This window comes from Pseudalkalibacillus hwajinpoensis (assembly GCF_015234585.1).
In the GTDB taxonomy this organism is placed as follows: Bacteria; Bacillota; Bacilli; order Bacillales; family Guptibacillaceae; genus Guptibacillus; species Guptibacillus hwajinpoensis_B.
In genome coordinates, this window is the sequence record NZ_JADFCM010000008.1 from 1,679,621 (window position 1) to 1,698,652 (window position 19,032).

Consider the following 19,032-nt stretch of genomic DNA (forward strand, 5'->3'; position numbering starts at 1 on the left):
CTCACTAGCTATAACTGTATTAACTGTATTAATATATGTAGTACAGTTAAAGTATATCGAAAGCCGATTGATTTGAGAAGTCTTTTTTTGTAATTTTTTCTATTAATGATCAAAAATGACTTTATCAAAATAAAAATAAGCCGTAACTCAATTCCATACTTGGGATTGAGTTACGGCTATTAGTTAGTTTTCAATAGACTTCCTTGTCTAAAGGTTTATGTAAATTCGCAAATAAATCAGATCATTTTCTTTCCAATATATTATTTACGCAAAATCTTTTCCATCGCTTTTCCTTTTGCTAACTCATCGATCATCTTATCCAAATAGCGAATTTCCTGCATAGTTGGTTCTTCAATGTTTTCTACTCGTACACCACAGACCACTCCTTTGATCATCTTGCGTGAAGGATTCATTTGGGGAGCTTCCATAAAGAAGGTCTCAAAGTCTGTCTTTTTTTCTAATTGAGTTTCAAGCTCATTTTGGCTATACCCTGTCAACCAACGAATGATTTCATCCACTTCTGCTTTTATCCGCCCCTTTTTTTCCGCTTTCGTCACATAATGGGGATAGACGCTTGCGAAGCTCATTGTATAAATTTTATGTTTTGTCATAAAAAAAGCCTCCTTTGATTACTAAAGTAAAGATTTGCAACAGCTTACATATTCGTCTTCACATCATACTGTCCCTCAACCTTTAATGTTATACAATTTCATCAGTCAACGTTCCCTGATGAAAAATCATCTCCCACTTTCCATTATTGTTTCTCCATATGGAACTTCATAAGGTCTTTTGTGATCTTGTTTTATCATGGATGCGATATGTTGCAAGAACGGCAGCCTCTGATATTGGGTGTATTTCGAATTCACTTAGAATCATTTCTCTATTGGAAAGACCATTAATGTGATTCCCCTCTTTATGCCACACTTTCCCGGAACTGCCAAACTCAAAGAAATCATCTGCAAGTAGCTGATTTAATCTATCTGGATGAGAACGTATTTCAGGCTTTAATAGTTCTTCTTCTAATTTCAATAAATGATTTTTTAACTCTATTTCCTCGATGATAATCACCCCCACTTTTTACTTATTCATCCATATTGTACTCTTTTAAAACGACAGAACGTGATATTCTTCACGAAATTATTGATGTAAGCGGTTAAGTATGAGGCTATGCATTGAAATTCGCTCAAGGATAATTTAACCTATTAGAGTAGGTATAAAAGATGACTGGATGATGGACACTTTATAGGGAAAAATAAACAGAGTGAAGTCCAACTTTTCTTCTATCTCTTGATTAGTAACTTCGTTTCTAATCGGGTATAAAAATACCTTAACATGGTTTTGCCTTACTATATAACAAATAAGCGTAATTGCTTAAAAGAAGGAGAAGTGACTATGTCAGAATCAATCACAACCGAAACAGGCGAAAAACGCGTCCCTACTCAAGACGAACGCGAACTGCTTGATCAGCTTTTGGATCCTAAAGTTCAAGAGTCACTAAGCGTGCTTGTAAAGGAACTTCCTAAAGTAACGGAACTTGTTAATATGATGTCTAAATCATATGATACGGTCCAAGCTCTTGCAACAGATGATGTATTGAAGAATGATACAGTAGAATTTATGTCTGAAATTCTTCATCCTGTTACAAACTCCGTGAAAGACGTTGCAGCAAATGCAATTGAAGCAAAAGATGAAGCTGAAAAGAGCTCAGAAGTTATTGGGGTATTCGGTCTTTTAAAAATGTTAAAAGATCCTCAAGCTCAGAAGCTTTTCAGATTCGTGAATGCTTATCTTAAAGTTTCAGGAGAAAAAAGTAACCAAAAATAATACTGATCTGCTAGAAATGGAGGAACAATCATGTCAAAACAAATAGTCATTTTGGGCGCAGGTTATGGTGGGCTTCTTTCTGCTTTATCCGTACGTCAATACTTAAATGAATCAGAAGCTACTGTTACATTAATTAATAAAACACCTACTCATCAAATCATTACAGAGTTGCACCGTCTAGCTGCTGGTAACATCTCTACAGAAGCAGCGGCACTTCCACTGGACAAGTTATTAAAAGGAAATGACATTAACCTTAAAGTTGCATCGGTTGATTCATTTTCTGTTGATAATAAAGAAGTTAAGTTATCTGATGGTTCTACACTTTCTTACGACGCATTAGTTGTAGCACTAGGTAGTAAAACAGCGTACTTCGGTATTCCAGGACTTGAAGAAAACAGCATGGTACTGAAATCTGCTGAAGATGCAAACCGTATCCACGCTCATGTTGAAGAACGCATCAAGAGCTTTGCAGCATCAGGTGACGAAGCGGATGCTACAATCCTTATCGGCGGTGGCGGTCTTACAGGGACTGAACTCGTAGGAGAACTAGCTGATGAAACACCAAAGCTTGCTCGTAAATATGGCGTAGATCCTGCCAAGATCAAATTGAAGCTTGTTGAAGCAATGCCTAAAATTCTTCCAATGCTTCCTGATGAATTAATTAACCGAGCGATGACTAGCCTTGAAAAACGCGGTGTTGAATTCCTTACAAACCTTCCTGTAACGAATGTAGAAGGAAATGTTGTTGAATTGAAAGATGGCCAAAAGATTTTTACAAACACATTTGTTTGGACAGGCGGCGTTCAAGGGAATCCACTTGTTGGCGAATGCGGTATCGAAGTAAATCGCGGCCGTGCAACAGTGAACAATTACCTACAATCCACTTCTCATGAGGATGTATTCGTTGCCGGTGACAGTGCCGTTTACTTCAAACCAGGTGACGAGCGTCCACAACCACCAACTGCTCAAATCGCTTGGCAAATGGGTGACCTTATTGGTTACAACTTGTATGCTTACCTTTATGACAAAGACTACAAAGAATTTGAACCAGTTAACTCTGGAACATTAGCAAGTCTTGGTCGAAAGGATGCCGTTGCTCAAATAGGTGGCAACGCAACATCCCTTAAAGGCCTTCCTGCATCTGTGATGAAAGAAGCAAGTAACGTTCGTTACCTTTCACACATCAAAGGATTGTTTGCATTAGCATACTAGGATATTGAATATGATTAAGGGTACTGTGTAGATAACACAGTACCCTTTTTTTAGTGCCTTATCTATTTAATAAGGCCATTCTATTCAAAAAAACACAAACAAAGCAGTCATAAAAGCAGAGAACGATTTCCTTCTAAAATCGCTCTTACTTCTTCATTAACTTCTAACTTTTGCTATAGCGCTATTCTCCTAAACGTACCTTCACCATACGATCATCCTCTTTAACCGGGTCTCCCCGACCATCTTTATTGTTTGTTATCGCAAATAATATGTCCTCGTCCAATAATAAGGAGCGAACTCGTCCAATATCTTCTGACTCCACAGTAGTACCCTGGCCCTTCAGTTCAAACGACCGAATTTCCTCGCCTCTTAAGCAAGCAACGTAAAGTTTGTCATCTTGAAAAACCATTCCTGACGGAGCCCATGTATCATCTCCAGAGTGATAGATCGGCTGCACCATGCCATCAGCAATTTCATCTCCTTCAATCACTGGCCACCCATAATTGTTTCCTGCTTCAATTTGATTGATTTCATCATGAGCAGACTGCCCATGCTCTGAACTAAAAAGCTGTCCTTCTTCATTCCACGCGAGTCCCTGAGGGTTTCGATGACCATAAGAATAAACATAGGAATCATTAAATGGATTATCTTCTGGTACGTTTCCTTCCAGATCCATACGCAAAATTTTGCCCGCTAAACTATCTTTATCCTGTGCAAGCTCCGGTTCTCCAGCATCACCTGTTGTGATATAGAGCATACCGTCTGGTCCGATTTTCAGTCTTCCTCCGTTATGAAACTGTGAGCCAGGAATATTCGCAAGAAGCTCATCCGTTTCTTCCCAGGTGTCCTCTGTAAGTTTAAGCTTCACCACCCTATTAAATGTGTTTCCACCTTCTAAATAAGTATGGTAGAGATAGGCTACTTTAGACTGAGAAAAATCTTCAGCTATTGCCATCCCCAAAAGTCCGCCTTCACCTTCACTATGCACAGGTTTTGTAAGTTGGATCGTTTGCCTTTCCAGGGAGTTATCGAATTTCGCTATCTTACCCGAACGTTCTGTGAGATAAAACGTTTCTCCTGTTTGGACGATCTCCCATGGAACATTTAAATTTTCAATATAGGCTGACTCTATTTTAGTCTCCTCATCCGCACCATCGCTAGAACTTGAGTTTGGATCATTACTTGAGCAGGCTGTTACGAGGAGTAACGCACAAAGCAAGCCCCCTATTTTCACCATGTCTTCCTCCATTTCATCCAGATCTTATTTTAAACAGTGCTACTCACAAATCATGAGTACATTCCCATCAGGATCTTTAAAATTAAACCAATGACCATTCTCAATATCAGTGATAAGCTCAATTCTTTTTTCTTTCATAAAAGAAAAAGCGGCTTCAATGTCTTTCGTATTGAAATGAAGAGGTGGAGTTTTGTAAAGGTTATCCTCAGAATAAATTTTGCTATCTAATACAAGGCCGTTATCTTTCATTGGCACGACATACAAATGTCCTGCTACTATGTCGCCAGAGGCAGGAATCCCAAGTAAATCACAATACCAATTTTTTGCATCTTCAATATCTTTTACGGGAATAAAAACAGCACCAATTTCATTTAAAATCGGATTCATTTGAATGACCTTCCTTCCCAAATCATTTTTCAGTACTTACTCCTTCTTTCTTATTTGATCCGATCCTTCCAAAACCCACTAAAAATATGTACACCACATTATTGAGGAAGAAATGATGAACATGTATGATATTCTTGATTTAACAAATATCCCCATAATAAATCACTCTACAAAAAAGGAGTGGACTAGTCTGAGTACGATTAAGAATATTTTCTTAATCGTTTTTTCAAGTGACCATTCTCAAAACGACCTTGCAGAGCTTCTGGTAATGCCTATAGGACTATTTTTAATACTATTGATTCATCATTTTTTCCATGTTGTTCCGCTAAACTGGTACTCGTTACGGTCAGCTGTCATTTTCATAGCTATTTTTACACTCTTCTATTCTTTTATGAAACTAATTAGAAAAAAACTAGGAACCAAAAACAAAAAGCTCTCACCTTATGTCATTTACATGGCCTATTTTGTTGCCATCCTCGGAGGATCAGTGATCATGGCCTCATGAACAAAACCGCACTTTCCCTTTACTAATCCCCCAAAAAGCTCGATGTAGCAATACTCCGGGCTTTCACCACAGGCAGGAAGAATATCAAATCTAAAATCCTTATCCACAGCCACTGAAGCTACCAGCGGATCGATCAGGAATTACTATTATGATCTCTAATCATTTAATCCTTTTCCCTGTAGAATTTGCTGCATATATTTCTCGATCCTTGCTTCTCGTGTTTTGGATTGTTTAGCTTTAGAAAAGTAAAGGACATATGCTCTTTGCCTTCCTGGTGTTAAAGCTTCAAATGCAGATTGTAATGCAGGTACTTCATTGAATTTATTTTGAAGTTCTTCAGGGATTTCTATATTCTTCTCAATATTCACTTCTATACCAGCTTTTTCAACGGCAATGGCGTTATAAATATATTCTTTCAATATGTTTTCCTTATCCACTATTTCTTCTATATTGGTGAATCTTATCTGACGGCTAGACTGTACATTTTCCGTTTGTTGAACAAGCATATCATGCGTATCTTGTAACAAGACACCTTTAAAAAATAATAGAGCACAGTATTCTTTAAATCCATGTATTAAAACGATATTTTTCCCTTTGAATGTGTAACATGGAACCCCCCACTTCAATTCTTCAGTCAGCTCACAGTCAAGAATGATCATTCTCAATTTCTTAAATTCTTCCTGCCACTTTTGGGGTTTACTGATAAAGCCATCAACTTTAGGATTCATTCTACTATTTGTCATTAAAGCACTTCCTTTCGCAGTTTTTTGATCAGCCGAAAGTTTTAAATCACTATTTGCAATTGCCCCATCCATTTTCAATGACAATACTTTCATATTTACTTCTAAATAATACCACAAACCTATCCATTACCTTGAGCAGGCTTAGTCTCATTTTCGATGACCTTCCTTATTAGATTTTTCGTGCAAATACAAAAAGCAGTTCAATGTAGGTGACTAATCTATCTTTGCACGCTACACTGAACTGCTTCATTTTCATGTTATCTTAAGTTTCTTGTTTAGTTATGGCTACTTCAATGTCATAATCTTCCGGGTCAAGTTCTGTTTCCGTTCCGAGCGCAAGTTTAGCGAGCTCAAGTCCTAGATACGGGCCAACTGTGAGTCCAGAAGCCCCCAGACCATTAGCAGCAAGTAGATTCTTACTACCTGGCACATAACCAAACACTGGTAAAAACCCTGGTGTGAAAGGACGGAACCCTACTTTCGCTCCTAGAAACGTACTATCCGCTAATCCTGGGGCGACGGATAGGGCTTTAGTGAAGATTTCCTGCAGTCCTCCAGCAGTCACACGCTGATCCATACCAGCTTCATTTTCATGAGTTGCCCCAACAACAACGCGTCCATCATCAAAGCTTAATAAGTACTGATCGTTAGGCGGCATCACGACTGGCCACTCATTCGTTACCGAGTTGTTCATTTCAAGGTGGACGATCTGAGCTTTCTGAGAAGTAACATTAAATTGAAGGCCCATTGGAGATAAAAGCTCTTCCGCCCAGGCTCCAGCCGTCAAAATTACTTTGTCCGCTATAAAGATCTCGTTACCTAACGTAACACCAGTCACTTCGTCTTCTGATAAATAAAGCTTAGCATCACCATACATGATGGTAGCACCGTGTTTTTCAGCTGAGCGAAGTAGCGCATTACGAAGAGCTGAACCGTTCACTCTTGCCGCTCCACTAACAAATACAGACTGGTAATCTTCAGCTATAGGGGGGAATATCTCTCTTGTTTCCTCAGAAGATAGCTTCTTGATGTCCCCGATTTCAGGGGCATCTTCTCGTCGCTTTTTAGCACGTTCGATCATTTTATCTAATTTTGTCTCATCAGTGTGGAGGCTGATTGCTCCTACTTTCTTATAACCCGTTTCTGTTTCTCCATCCTCTATTAATTGTTGAATCAAGTCTGGATAATATTTTGCTCCCCCTTTAGCAAGTCGATACCAGACTTTATTCCGACGTTGGGAAAGCCATGGACAAACAATACCAGCTGCCGCTTCTGTCGCTTGTCCAGGTTCATTACGATCGATAATCGTAACGTTTATTCCTTCTTTTGCAAGATGATAGGCCGTTGAAGCTCCAAGGATGCCGGAGCCGACAATAATTGTTGATTTCATATGTAACACCTTTTTCATTGATTTCGATTCTTTGTTCATTTTACATAAATTCAGTTAAGCACACAAACCGACTGTATTAACTAATACTCTTTAAATGAAGACCTATCTTTTTTCAACCTATTTCTTCAGGTGAAGCCTTTCATTATGCTAAAATAACACCATTACATGAAGAAGGAGTCTCACTATGAAAAAAACATTAGACCACATTGGAATTGCAGTCAGACGTTTAGATGAAGGAGTTCAGTTTTATACAGAAGTATTAGGTGGCGAGCTTTTCGACCGTTACCGTAGTGAAGCAACAGGTGTAGAAAGCGAAATTGCCGTTATAGATCTTGATGGCAGTCGTATCGAACTGCTGATGCCTACGAATAATTCCACTTCGCCAATCGCACGTTTTATGAAACAAAAAGGGAAAGGCGTCCACCATGTTGCCTATGTTGTCGATAACCTTGATGAGGCAATAAAGGAATTAGCGCAACAGAATATTCGCGTAATGGAAGATACGCGACGAGTAAACAAACACGGCAGAAGATTAATTTATTTAAATCCAGCTGACACAGAAGGAACAATCATTGAATACTGTGATTATCCTGAATCAGGTAAAACTACAATTGAATAACTGCCAGTCGAATAACAAGAATCATAAACAGCAAGAATGTAAGTACAAGTAGTACATTCAATCTTGTCGGTAGGTCATTATTCCGATTATTTTTATCGCTCATATGATTTCTCCTTCCTTATATGTTAACTACGTTCAAAAAGGCGGTGCTTATGAAGCATATTTATAATCTTTTTTACTTCGGTTACTTGCAAGCCATTTCTTGTCTGTTTCCATTAATTATTTTTGTAACGCTAGCATTAAGCGAAAGAATGACGCCTTTTTTTCTACCAAGGTATGATTTTATTCTTATCGTTTGCATTTTAGCACAAATCTTCTTATTAATAACCAAATTTGAGACATTTGATGAAATGAAAGTGATTCTTGTTTTTCACATTATTGGTTTGGCACTCGAGATATATAAAGTTCATATGGGTTCATGGTCTTATCCAGAGGAAGCTATTTTCAAAATAGCTGGCGTTCCACTGTATAGCGGATTCATGTATGCAAGCGTGGCTAGTTACATGTGCCAGGCATGGCGACGACTGAATTTACAATTAGTGAATTGGCCTACATCTTGGATGACGATCGGTTTAGGAATTGCCATCTATGGAAACTTTTTCACCCATCATTTTCTATATGATTTTCGCTGGGTGTTGAAGATCCTTGTTGTGGTTCTCTTCTTTCGAACGATGGTGTACTTTACTGTCCACCAGACAATTTACAGGATGTCTCTCCCTATATCTTTCGTACTCATTGGTTTTTTCATATGGATTGCTGAAAATATTGCGACGTTTTTCGGAGCATGGGCGTATCCAAATCAGCAAAGTGATTGGGAAATCGTACATATTGGTAAAATTAGCTCGTGGCTTTTATTAGTCATTGTGAGCTTTATGATCGTAGCTCAGTTAAAGCATACAAAATACGAAAAATTAGCTCATAACAAAAATGCAGCTCTTTAAGAGAGCTGCATTTTATAATCCACCTATTTCTAATGAAATGTTCGTCTCCAGATGAATATAGCTACTTTCTATGAACTGTGAATGCTACGATATGGCAATTTCCATCCATAACGGAGGGACAGCATTCGGAGAAAGACGATGGCACCAAATAAGAACATGAGCTGAGGCAGTTCTTGTGGATAACCAAGACCAATTAACAACCCTGCCATCATGGCCCACACAGCATAAACCTCTTTTTGTAAAACGGTCGGTTTCCTTCTCGCTAATAGATCACGAATAATTCCACCACCAGTTCCCGTCATGGCTGCAGCAACCATGGCAGCAATAAAAGGATGACCCATTTCTTCTGCGAATAGCGCGCCCTGAATCGCAAATGCAGCAAGCCCAATTGCATCAAAGAAGCTCCCCCACTTCTCCCAATAGTAGTTAATCCAGCTTGCAGGAAAAACAAAAATGATCAGGATTGTGCCGATCGCAATCATAATAAGCACATCCTGGTCCCAAATCGAAGCGACTGGCACCCCTATTAATAAATTCCGTATAATTCCACCACCAAATGCTGTAGCAAGTCCAAGAACAATCACACCGAGAAAATCAAACTCCTCCTCTAATGCAACAAGTGCTCCACTTGCAGCAAAGGCAATTGTACCAATGATATTTAATATTTCCCAAGTCACACCATTACGCCCTTTCACGATCTATTGAAAGTTAAAGTGTACGTCAGCTTTCATCTGTTATCAACCCTTATTTTTTGGATAAAAGAATTAAAAAAACCTCCTAATGGAGGTTTAAGACGAAAGATGATAATACATTTCGATGATGTCCTCATCTGAATGAGGAATTTCATTTCCTTTCACAATTTGTGCACCGTTGATACATCCACTTGTTAAAAGGATGATATCCTGTTCGCTGCCAAGTTGTAAAGACTTTAAGACGCCCTCTCTTCTTGTATTCGTTCGATAAATATTAGGGTCATTGGGATTCGAAAATCCTGACATAACCTTGTCGACAATGAGAGATGGCTCATGGTAGCCGGGATGATCAACTGTGACGATAATTTCATCCGCTCTACCTTCAATTGCTTTCGCCATTTTAGGCATCTTCTCAAAATCCCTAATCCCAATTCCGGCAATCATTACAATAAGCTTGCGATGATCCATCTTTTTCACTTCATCTACAAGACGTGTTAAAGCTACTGGAGTATGCGCGTAGTCCAGGATGATTGTTTCCCGGTTAGGCCCACTAATTACTTGAAAACGACCTTCAGGGCTTTCTAATTGCGGTAGCACATTAATAATCGTTTGCAATCGGTATCCAAGTAACAAAGCTGTTCCGACAGCAGAAAGCACGTTTGCAACATTATAATCAGCAAACACTGGTACAAAAACATCGTACGCTTTACCATGTGAGAACAATTTGAATGAGGTACCATCTAGTGTATATTCCAACTCAGTGGCTACAAGATCCGCTTCTGCATGTGGATTTAAGCTATAAGTCACTATGCGATGTTCATAAGCTCGGCTAAGTTCAACACCCATTTCATCGTCTACATTGACTACAGCCGCTTTTGCTTGATTGAAGAGTTTTTCTTTACAAGCTTTGTAGTGTTCAAAAGTATGGTGATATTCTAGGTGTTCTGGAGAAATGTTAGTGTGAATAGCGACATCAAATTCAATTCCTTCTACCCGCTTTTGATCAAGAGCAATAGAAGAAACCTCCATCGCTACTCCCCCATCTCCTTCGTTTATCAAATCCTTGAAGATGCGATGAAGATCAAGTGACTCAGGAGTCGTTGGCGTGCTTTTCTTATAGGGAATTTTCTTTTTGGAGGACCAAATACCTGTTGTTCCAATAGATCCTGTTGGCAATCCTAGCAGTGTAAGTAACGAGCGCACATAAGCTGCAACGGTTGTTTTACCATTTGTACCTGTAACGCCAACCGTCTTTAATTTCTCGTCTGAAGAGCCATAATATTGTTTCGAAAAGGATGCCATTGCTTTTCTAACATCATCGACAAGAATAAAAGTACAATGAGGATAACTGTGAGCAAGACTTGTAATGAGATCATCTTGATCTGCTACTACGGCTACTGATCCATTCTTAATCGCATCTTCTATGTATTTATGTCCATCGTGATTCTCGCCTTTAATTGCAAAAAAAACAGAAGAAGACCCTGACATTTTTGAATGAAATGTAAGGCACTTAATCGTTTGAATGTCTGGTCCATATATATGGGTGATCGGAGTGTATTGAAGTTGGTTAAAATTAATCTTCATGGTGAATTCCTCGCTTCAGTGGTATTATTTACTTTTATTGGAAAATTTTTATATCGAAAGTAAATAATATATTTTTACTTAAATTCCCCATTTTTCCTTACTTAAAACAATATCGTTACATTTAGCATACTCAATTAGTACCATGCTTCATTCATGTAAAATCAACAGACAGCTAATGAGCTGTCTGTTATGGTAATTATTTTGCCGCGTTGTAATGATTGCGAACTAGGTCTGTTAAACTCAGTTCATCTAATAAGTGTACAGGTACTAATAATGTAATCGTGACAACACCAGGATGCCTTCCTATTTCAATCGAACCAGTGATCGTCGCTCTATTCATAACTTCTGGAACTGATATTCCGAGAGTTTCTGCTGCACGATTAAGGCCGTTATCTGTTGCCTCATTAAGGTTCGCTCCTGTGCCTATAAAAGAAAGAGGTAAAGATTCTTCTATTTTTGCAACCCCGTACATATCTGCTACTTGTTTAGCTGATGCTTTTTCCTTATCGGTGAAAGGTTTAGCTAAATGAGGTAGATCTTCTAGTACCGGGAGTAAAATAGGGCCTTCAATGTTAAGATTCTTGATTACCTTTGCTTGAAGGTTTACGATACCGGATACGTCAGCAGTATGCCCAGCGATTTCTCCATTCCCCTGCATGGCATGCATATCCCCAATATAAACGCCTCCACCTGGGACCTTTACAGGACAAATGAGAACCGCACCTTCTCTAACGCGATTAATATCCATATGACCATCTGTACGATCTTCTAATTCCTCTTTCGTTACGCCATAATCATGCGGAGCATCAATGAGAAATTGACCGAAGTCTCCTGCATTATGAGAATCGGGCAATGGGCGTGAAGGTGTTGTTCCGAGCTGCCCTAAAAATGGACGGAGCCTAGCTATTGTTCCAACGAGATCACTTGGCGCAAAAGTAACAACTGGATTTTGTACAGAGTTCTCGGGAGTAGCCATAAATGATTTTCCATGTTCTGCTATGTACTTCGCAGCTGCCTCATCCACTGTCACACCTATTGTTCGATTCGAATCAAATGCCATTGTATATCCATTCGTAAACACAAATGGCGTCACATCTTCACCACAATTTGAACACCGAATAGCTTCTGGTCCTGTACCTTCAATCTTAGTCTCTGGATATAGTTCACCGCAGCCAGGACACTTGACAGCAACGAAAGGATCACCGACAAATCTTCCATCAACGGGACGATCATTTCCTGAAGAAGTAGCCATAGATGTAACTTGAACGGATTTAATTCGAATCGCTATGGCGTCACCAACTTCAGCCCCTTCCACAAAAACAGGCTTTGTTACTTCATGGCCGCCTCTTAAGCAGGGGGTGATCATGGGTCCCCAACAGCCAGGTGCAGTATTTGCAATAATATGACCGCCGTCCTTCAATGGTCCTATCATCTCTTCCTTTGGATCCAAAATACCATTCGTAAACTCATTTACAAAAACGGTTTGCTTCGCTTCCATTACCTCTCCCCTTTTCATCATTATTCCTACCTATATTATAAGAGTAATGTCGATTCATGTAAAAATTTAATTGGCTAAATACAAAAAAACTTTGAATTCAAAGAAATACACCTTCTCGAATTCACTTTTTTTCAGTGATTGACGAAATGCAAAACCTTGCCTATACTGAATAAACGCAAACGTAAAGACAGGTGATGAAATGGAATTTAAAATGCAGTATCTTTCCTTTTATTTAATACAAGTAGAAGGAAGCGGAGAAAGTGAAGAACGACGTTACAAGCATTATCAAACTCTTGACGCAGATGCCTATGAGGAAAGCTCGCTAAAAGACTTTCTAAACGGTGAGTTAACGAAAATCATGAAACGTAAAGTAGATCGTCATGCGAAGTCAGAAGGAGCACCTACGAAAATTGGGCGCTTTATTGTTGAGCAAGGTCATGATTTAACATCTAATCCAAATTATAATTTATTCGCTCGGACACGTTATGCTGAATCAGCAGATGATTTCGAAACTTCATCCGATCAAATTGTTCAAATGTATTTGGATACTAGCGCAATCAGAGGTGGCGTGTTAATTGTGGCCACATCAAAGCTTACAAAACTCTTTGATGACCCTTTTCTCTTCATCTTGAAGTGCGATTTTGAACCGAAAGTAGCAACAATTACTGATGAAGATACGCTAATTCAGAATGTGGAAATGGCGATCACAACAAAAAGCATGAAATCCGTCCAATACCCCTACATGCCAGAAGAAGGCATGATCGACAGTGCTGAAATCAAAGTCCACCAGTCTTCTCATGCACGCTACTTCGAAGACTTCTTGAAATGGGTCGAATATGAAAAGTCGATGCCTGAAATTGTGAAGACACAAACGATGGGTATGGTCCAGGAGCACATCCAGGAAACGTATCAGGAAGAAAGTGAAGAAAAAGAAGAGTTCGAACAAGCGATAGAGGAATGGTCTCAGAGTCCAAAGCGAGAGCTACAAGAGCGGTTTACGACCGAACAGGTCGTGGAAGCTACTTCACAAATCGTGGAGCACTCCCCTGACGTTGAGTGGAAGCTAAAGCTTGACCATGTGTCCGTCAAAGCGATGCTGTCTGACTTCGGGGAATCGATTCATCTTGCGAAGGTAAATGGCAAGTATGTGCTTGCGATTGAAGCCGATTCGATTACGTTCGAAAAAGGCTTTTCTCCTGTCGAGTTTCATAAGCCTGATACGCTTCAGGAAGTGGTGGAACGGATTTATAAGAAGAATGAGAATGAATCATAATTAAAGCGTTTTGGTCTCCTGAAAGTTCTGATAAAGGAGAATCCATTTAATTTCTTAAATAAGGTGCCTCGCAAATGGAAAGAACATTTTGCGGGGTATTTTCATTTTCGTATTGCTCAGTGAAACGAACAGTTTAGTAAAAAGACGATCAGAAAGCAAAACCGATTTCCAACCCTCACGAAATGCCGTTATCGATATCTCACTACTTAAGACGGAATAACTCCTTAATGGATGATAAAACTAGTAATCTATTTTGATATAGTGACTGCATATTCTCTTGCCATTTCTTATTCTATCGCGTTTATTTTTCCCTTTTTCTGGGTAGAAAATTATATCATTTAATTAAAGGTGGAATTGAACTTATGACATCCTTTGAAAATGCATTAAAACATCAAGTAGGATTAGGCACTGCTCCTTTAGGTAATATGTTCAGGGAAGTTCCAGAAGAAGAAGCACGCAAAACGATTCAAACCGCGTGGGATCAAGGAGTACGTTATTTTGATACTGCCCCTTTCTACGGTGCAGGTTTGGCAGAGATGCGCCTTGGTAACGTACTATCGCAATATAACCGTGATGACTACTTATTAAGTACAAAAGTCGGCCGTTATATCACTGAAGATACAGAAAATAAGGAAGGTTTATTCCAATATGCCCGGAATAATAAAGTGGTTACGGACTACACGGAAGATGCAACGAAACGATCTATTGAACAAAGCCTGGAACGATTAAAAACAGATCGATTAGACTTTGTCTTTGTGCATGATGTTTCCCCTGATTTTCACGGGGATGAGTGGCTAGCCAAATTTGATGAAGCTCGTGAAGGAGCTTTTCGTGTGTTAACACGCCTGCGCGAAGAAGGAGTAATCAAGTCGTGGGGCCTTGGTGTTAATACGACAGAACCGATTGAAAAAGCAATGGAACTTGAAGAAACTCAACCGGATGTATGCTTGTCGGCTACCCAATATACATTGCTACAGCATGAACAGGCTTTACAAAAAATGATGAAAAAAGCTGTAGAAAAAAATGTAGACATCGTCGTTGGATCACCTTATAACTCCGGTGTATTGCTAGGCGGGGATCATTACAATTATGAGAAGGCGGATGCTGATATTATTGCCAGAGTCAATCAGCTAAACGAAATAGGTCAGAAATATGATGTCCCATTAAAAGCAGCAGCCCTTCAATTTTCAACTTCTCATCCTGCCGTAAAATCAGTCATTCCGGGATCAACACGTCCAGATCGAATTAAGGAAGATCTCGATATGATTCAACTCGATATACCGAAAGAGTTCTGGGATGAATTGCTCAGCAAAGGGTTCATTTCATCAAATGCCCCTTTGCCTAGCAATGTTAGCTAAATTATTTTTCTCGGTAAGTTGCGCTTAACTAAAAGAGCAATAGTTAAAGCTCAAATAAAGAATGGACTTCTTAAGAAGTCCATTCTTTATTTTATATTTTCAAATGGCACTGTAATTCTAAACAGATACTTTATCGAGTTCAACCCCATAGCCAAACTGTAACAATTACTTTCTAAATATCTTTCGCTTATGCCACTTGAAATACACTTTATTTTCCTGATGAATGCTAATTTTTGCTCGCTCCACTAATCCGTATATTTCGTAGTCTTTTTCTTGCATGATCGAAGAAATATGCAAGCGACCCTGACCATCAAACGCAATTAGCCCTTCCTCATATAAACCTGCGTGGTTTCGACAAAGTAACAAGCCGTTATAAGGATCCAACCGCTCATCATTTGAACAATCCTTCCAAGGTTTAGAGTGACTAGCCTTCAATAATTCCGGCAAGTTAATCGCACATAATGCACATTGTTCTTCCCATAACGGGGCTACTTCATTTCTAAATTTAAGCTTGCCCCACCTCATTTTCGTTTTTGCTTCTGATTCAGTTTCTGTAATCACCGGAACGAGCGTATTCCGATCCGTTCGCCTTACTTCATCGACTGTAAGCTCTAATTGCTCTTCATTTACTCGATAAAAATTCGACTCACTAATAAGCTCAAGCAATTTAATCGTTAATGCTTCATTACAAGGATATAAGTATCCAGGATTCCCACTAGCATCATTTTGAAACGGCGAATATTTAAGAGGTAATAAAGGAGAAATCTCTTGAAACTTCTCTTTCACATTCACCGGAACATCTAATTCTTGATATTCTAACTTCACTAAATATCCCTGTTTGGATTCGGTTTGATTCCACAAAGTTGACGGTTGCATTTCTTCGCTACAGTCAACCTTTGCAATACTAACGGCAACAATATCTCCTTTAACATAGTGGAAAATAGGATCTCCTTGCCTCACTTCTTTCAGCCTTTTCCAAGAATGCGGTACCTGACCTCCCCTGTCTTGTTTAGGAGACCAGATCACTCCTGCTTCTTTTTCCTCAAGGTATGTATCTCCTTGCATGACAATAAAACTATTCATCTTTCTTCCCCCACCTGACGAGCATATTCCTCTAGTTGTTATTCTACATGAAACATAAGGGTTTTTCCCTTCTAAAACGTTATTCCTTGTCTTAGTATGAGTATATGGTGGATGAAAGAATCATTCAAGTAAAGTCTTCGCAATTTTTCCGATAAAAAAACCTTATAAGATGGTTTCTATTGCATCATTTGCATGACCACACACAAATAATCCCACCACCACACGAGCAATATCATCTGCGTATAGAGCTTTCCCTGAAGAAGTATGAACGAAGTCAGAAAGCCTTTCTTATAGTTGCCCAATAATCATGAGTTAAATTCATACGCGAACTCAAAAGAGACCAACAAATTTTCCTTTGTTGGTCTCTTACTTGGTGTATCCATGTCGTTTAAACTCTATAAATTGAGAGCTTCTCTTAATTCGTTCTTCAATAATTCTAGCTGATCGAGATCTGGAATAAAGTAAGAAGGACCACTTACCTCAGGCGTCGTTCCCTTTATTTCTTTCGTTTCAATCGCAGTTGAACTAAGTGATGGGAACTCTCTCTGAAGAGCGAGAATCTCTCCAGGTGTAATATTTGTCTCAACATTATTTTTCAATACATTTGAAATTTTATTAATCTCAAAGATCGTGTCTCCAGACTTCATTTCATCGACCGTTGCTTTAATAAACTGCCTTTGACGCTCTTCTCTTGAATACACCGTATTTATATCACGTTTCCTCATTCTTACAAAGGCTAGTGCCTCTTCACCATTCATTTCGGTTATGCCTTCATCGAAATAGATGCGATCATTTGAGTAGTAGTTTTTTTCCCAGAATGGGTATTTAACATCAACTTCCACTCCGCCGATTGCGTCAACAATATCATGAAAACCATCAAAATCCACGGCTACATACCGATCTATCGGAATATTCAATAGATCTTCCACTGTTTCTACGGCTAATTTCTTCGCCCCGTAATCACTAAGATATCCGTATGTATAAGCAGCGTTTATTTTATGACTACCATCATATTCCTCTCCTACTTTCTCTATAGGAACTTCTACCTTCGTATCTCTTGGGATACTTGTCATAGTAACATTCTTTGAAACAGGATCAAGTGTGAGAACAATTTGGGTATCAGCTCTTCCACCCTTTCCATCTGAAGAGTAGTTTTCAATTCCAAGAAGTAGAATCGAGATCGGCTCTTCTCCAATGTCCACTTTTGTCTCTCTCAATTCTGAAATATCATTATCCCGATCAAGCTCACTATAAGATTGCTTTGCCGTGTTATAAACCTGGAAGCCTAGATAGCCACCAATACCAACGATCACTAGTAATAGAATTGAGACACTAAACAGTATTTTCTTTTTACGCTTCTTTTTCCTTCTATGAGCTAATCTATTTTTCATATCTTTCACTGCTAATTATTCCTTTCTTTCACTTGTTCTGTGTTAATGACTATCGAAACTTTTGGCTCATTTACGCTCTATGTTGAAAAAGGATTGAAGTAAATGTTTCACTCGAATATAGCAAAAATCATACTATCAACAATATAAGCTCATATCGTTAATTGCATAAAAATTTATCTAAAACAAACTCATCTACAACATGAGCCACTCTCTAAAGCTATCATCAGAATACCACTATTTATCGTAACATTAATTTACCAATTATTTCATGATTTTTTAATAGGTTATATTCACTTTTTATTTCTTTGATCTGAAAAACAGATGAAAATCCTTGTGAATCTAGTATTAATTAATATGTATATTCAACTTTAAACTATACATTTCAAACTATTAAGGGGGGGTTACCATTTCCTTAATTTGGTATATTTTTAAACGATAACCTTTCTAGATGTTATACTGAAAATAAAAAATGAAATGGTGAAAAGATGAGAAAAATTGTTGCATCTCTTATTATAGCTCTGATCAGCGTCCTGCTTATATCCGTTTTTTTGTGGTACGAAGGAATCATTATCCCTAACGCTTCTAATATAAAACCTTTTCCTGTTAAAGGTGTCGATGTCTCATCTTATCAGGGGGAGATTGAGTGGACCAAAATACAGGACCAAGGTATGTCCTTCGCTTTTATTAAAGCGACAGAAGGAAGCTCATTTATCGATCCATATTATCAAACGAATTGGAAAAATGCTCAAAAGACTAACTTACGAATCGGCGCCTATCATTTCTTCAGTTTTGATAGTAAAGGAGCGACGCAAGCCAAGCATTTTATCGAAACCGTACCGATTGATAAGTATGGATTACCACCAGTTATTGATGTTGAATTTTATGCTGATAAAGAAAAAAATCCTCCTGATAGAAGCGAAGTAGAGTCAGAGCTTCAGACAATGATAACGATGCTGGAAGAACACTATGAAAAAAAGGTCATTCTTTATACCACTCACGAGGCATATGAGCTCTATATCAAAGATAGCTTCAATCAGTGTGATCTTTGGATAAGAGATGTTTTAACTAAACCAACCTTACCTGATAATCAATCTTGGACTTTTTGGCAATATACTGACAGAGAGCAGTTAAATGGGTATAACGGAGAAGAAAAGTTCATAGATGTTAACCTATTTCATGGTAATAAGAAGGAGTTTGAAAAGTATAGTTATTAATTTCGAACCTTTTAAAAACTCAAATGAGCTAGAGTTGTTATTTACAGAATACCCCTTATAAAAACAACCCACATTTCTGTG

Annotated in this window: 19 protein-coding genes; 8 read left to right on the plus strand and 11 right to left on the minus strand. The window is 38.5% G+C overall.

The genetic code is table 11. The features are described from left to right. Positions 1-260: 260 nt before the first annotated feature. Both IQ283_RS20190 and IQ283_RS20195 read right to left on the minus strand, forming a co-directional pair. The gene (locus tag IQ283_RS20190; RefSeq protein WP_194221854.1) at positions 261-611 is read right to left on the minus strand and encodes a DUF2200 domain-containing protein; all 351 of its coding nucleotides are present in this window, start codon (positions 609-611) and stop codon (positions 261-263) included. Positions 612-777: 166 nt separating this feature from the next. After that, on the minus strand, positions 778-1,074 hold the full coding sequence (locus IQ283_RS20195) for a nuclear transport factor 2 family protein (protein ID WP_322098505.1): 297 nt from the start codon (positions 1,072-1,074) through the stop codon (positions 778-780). Positions 1,075-1,392: 318 nt separating this feature from the next. Between IQ283_RS20195 and IQ283_RS20200 the strand changes: the two genes are divergently transcribed. Together IQ283_RS20200 and IQ283_RS20205 are read left to right on the plus strand one after the other, a co-directional pair. Beyond that, positions 1,393-1,824, plus strand: a complete 432-nt coding sequence (locus IQ283_RS20200) for a DUF1641 domain-containing protein (protein ID WP_194221855.1) — start codon at positions 1,393-1,395, stop codon at positions 1,822-1,824. Between the two features lie 30 nt (positions 1,825-1,854). After that, complete coding sequence (locus IQ283_RS20205; RefSeq protein ID WP_194221856.1) at positions 1,855-3,036, plus strand: NAD(P)/FAD-dependent oxidoreductase; 1,182 nt, start codon at positions 1,855-1,857, stop codon at positions 3,034-3,036. 181 nt (positions 3,037-3,217) lie between these two features. Here the strand turns inward: IQ283_RS20205 and IQ283_RS20210 are convergent, their stop codons facing one another. Both IQ283_RS20210 and IQ283_RS20215 read right to left on the minus strand, forming a co-directional pair. Then, positions 3,218-4,273 carry a PQQ-dependent sugar dehydrogenase gene (locus tag IQ283_RS20210; RefSeq protein WP_242057401.1) on the minus strand — a complete coding sequence of 352 codons (1,056 nt, stop codon included), beginning with the start codon at positions 4,271-4,273 and terminating at the stop codon, positions 3,218-3,220. Between the two features lie 39 nt (positions 4,274-4,312). Continuing rightward, positions 4,313-4,660, minus strand: a complete 348-nt coding sequence (locus IQ283_RS20215; protein WP_194221858.1) for a VOC family protein — start codon at positions 4,658-4,660, stop codon at positions 4,313-4,315. Between the two features lie 115 nt (positions 4,661-4,775). Here IQ283_RS20215 and IQ283_RS20220 point away from each other — a divergent pair, with 115 nt between their 5' ends. Continuing rightward, the gene (locus tag IQ283_RS20220; RefSeq protein WP_194221859.1) at positions 4,776-5,165 is read left to right on the plus strand and encodes a hypothetical protein; all 390 of its coding nucleotides are present in this window, start codon (positions 4,776-4,778) and stop codon (positions 5,163-5,165) included. Between the two features lie 155 nt (positions 5,166-5,320). Here the strand turns inward: IQ283_RS20220 and IQ283_RS20225 are convergent, their stop codons facing one another. Then, complete coding sequence (locus IQ283_RS20225) at positions 5,321-5,908, minus strand: YdeI/OmpD-associated family protein (protein WP_194222319.1); 588 nt, start codon at positions 5,906-5,908, stop codon at positions 5,321-5,323. Between the two features lie 262 nt (positions 5,909-6,170). Further along, positions 6,171-7,298, minus strand: coding sequence for an NAD(P)/FAD-dependent oxidoreductase (locus tag IQ283_RS20230; RefSeq protein WP_194221860.1), 1,128 nt, complete (start codon positions 7,296-7,298; stop codon positions 6,171-6,173). 184 nt (positions 7,299-7,482) lie between these two features. On the opposite strand from IQ283_RS20230, the gene IQ283_RS20235 reads away from it, so the two are divergent. Both IQ283_RS20235 and IQ283_RS20240 read left to right on the plus strand, forming a co-directional pair. Continuing rightward, a complete protein-coding gene (locus IQ283_RS20235; protein WP_194221861.1) occupies positions 7,483-7,917 on the plus strand; it encodes a VOC family protein in 435 nt (144 codons plus the stop codon). A 152-nt stretch (positions 7,918-8,069) separates the two neighbouring features. After that, positions 8,070-8,858: a DUF817 domain-containing protein gene (locus IQ283_RS20240; protein ID WP_194221862.1), complete on the plus strand. Its 789-nt coding sequence runs from the start codon at positions 8,070-8,072 to the stop codon at positions 8,856-8,858. A gap of 68 nt (positions 8,859-8,926) precedes the next feature. Here the strand turns inward: IQ283_RS20240 and IQ283_RS20245 are convergent, their stop codons facing one another. The 3 genes from IQ283_RS20245 to IQ283_RS20255 all read right to left on the minus strand — a co-directional run bounded on the left by IQ283_RS20245 (position 8,927) and on the right by IQ283_RS20255 (position 12,632). Continuing rightward, positions 8,927-9,535 carry a trimeric intracellular cation channel family protein gene (locus tag IQ283_RS20245; RefSeq protein ID WP_194221863.1) on the minus strand — a complete coding sequence of 203 codons (609 nt, stop codon included), beginning with the start codon at positions 9,533-9,535 and terminating at the stop codon, positions 8,927-8,929. 111 nt (positions 9,536-9,646) lie between these two features. Further along, positions 9,647-11,134, minus strand: coding sequence for a UDP-N-acetylmuramoyl-L-alanyl-D-glutamate--2,6-diaminopimelate ligase (locus tag IQ283_RS20250; protein ID WP_194221864.1), 1,488 nt, complete (start codon positions 11,132-11,134; stop codon positions 9,647-9,649). Between the two features lie 196 nt (positions 11,135-11,330). Further along, entirely contained in the window at positions 11,331-12,632 is a 1,302-nt protein-coding gene (locus IQ283_RS20255) for an acetamidase/formamidase family protein (protein ID WP_194221865.1), read from the minus strand. A gap of 199 nt (positions 12,633-12,831) precedes the next feature. Here IQ283_RS20255 and IQ283_RS20260 point away from each other — a divergent pair, with 199 nt between their 5' ends. Together IQ283_RS20260 and IQ283_RS20265 are read left to right on the plus strand one after the other, a co-directional pair. Further along, entirely contained in the window at positions 12,832-13,905 is a 1,074-nt protein-coding gene (locus IQ283_RS20260) for a DUF3900 domain-containing protein (protein ID WP_194221866.1), read from the plus strand. A 362-nt stretch (positions 13,906-14,267) separates the two neighbouring features. Beyond that, positions 14,268-15,263, plus strand: coding sequence for an aldo/keto reductase (locus IQ283_RS20265; RefSeq protein WP_194221867.1), 996 nt, complete (start codon positions 14,268-14,270; stop codon positions 15,261-15,263). 165 nt (positions 15,264-15,428) lie between these two features. On the opposite strand, the gene IQ283_RS20270 is transcribed toward IQ283_RS20265, so the two are convergent. Both IQ283_RS20270 and IQ283_RS20275 read right to left on the minus strand, forming a co-directional pair. Continuing rightward, entirely contained in the window at positions 15,429-16,346 is a 918-nt protein-coding gene (locus IQ283_RS20270; protein WP_194221868.1) for an HNH endonuclease, read from the minus strand. Positions 16,347-16,741: 395 nt separating this feature from the next. Further along, the gene (locus IQ283_RS20275) at positions 16,742-17,737 is read right to left on the minus strand and encodes an LCP family protein (protein WP_194221869.1); all 996 of its coding nucleotides are present in this window, start codon (positions 17,735-17,737) and stop codon (positions 16,742-16,744) included. 485 nt (positions 17,738-18,222) lie between these two features. Between IQ283_RS20275 and IQ283_RS20280 the strand changes: the two genes are divergently transcribed. Next, positions 18,223-18,951: a glycoside hydrolase family 25 protein gene (locus tag IQ283_RS20280; protein ID WP_194221870.1), complete on the plus strand. Its 729-nt coding sequence runs from the start codon at positions 18,223-18,225 to the stop codon at positions 18,949-18,951. Positions 18,952-19,032 lie beyond the last annotated feature (81 nt).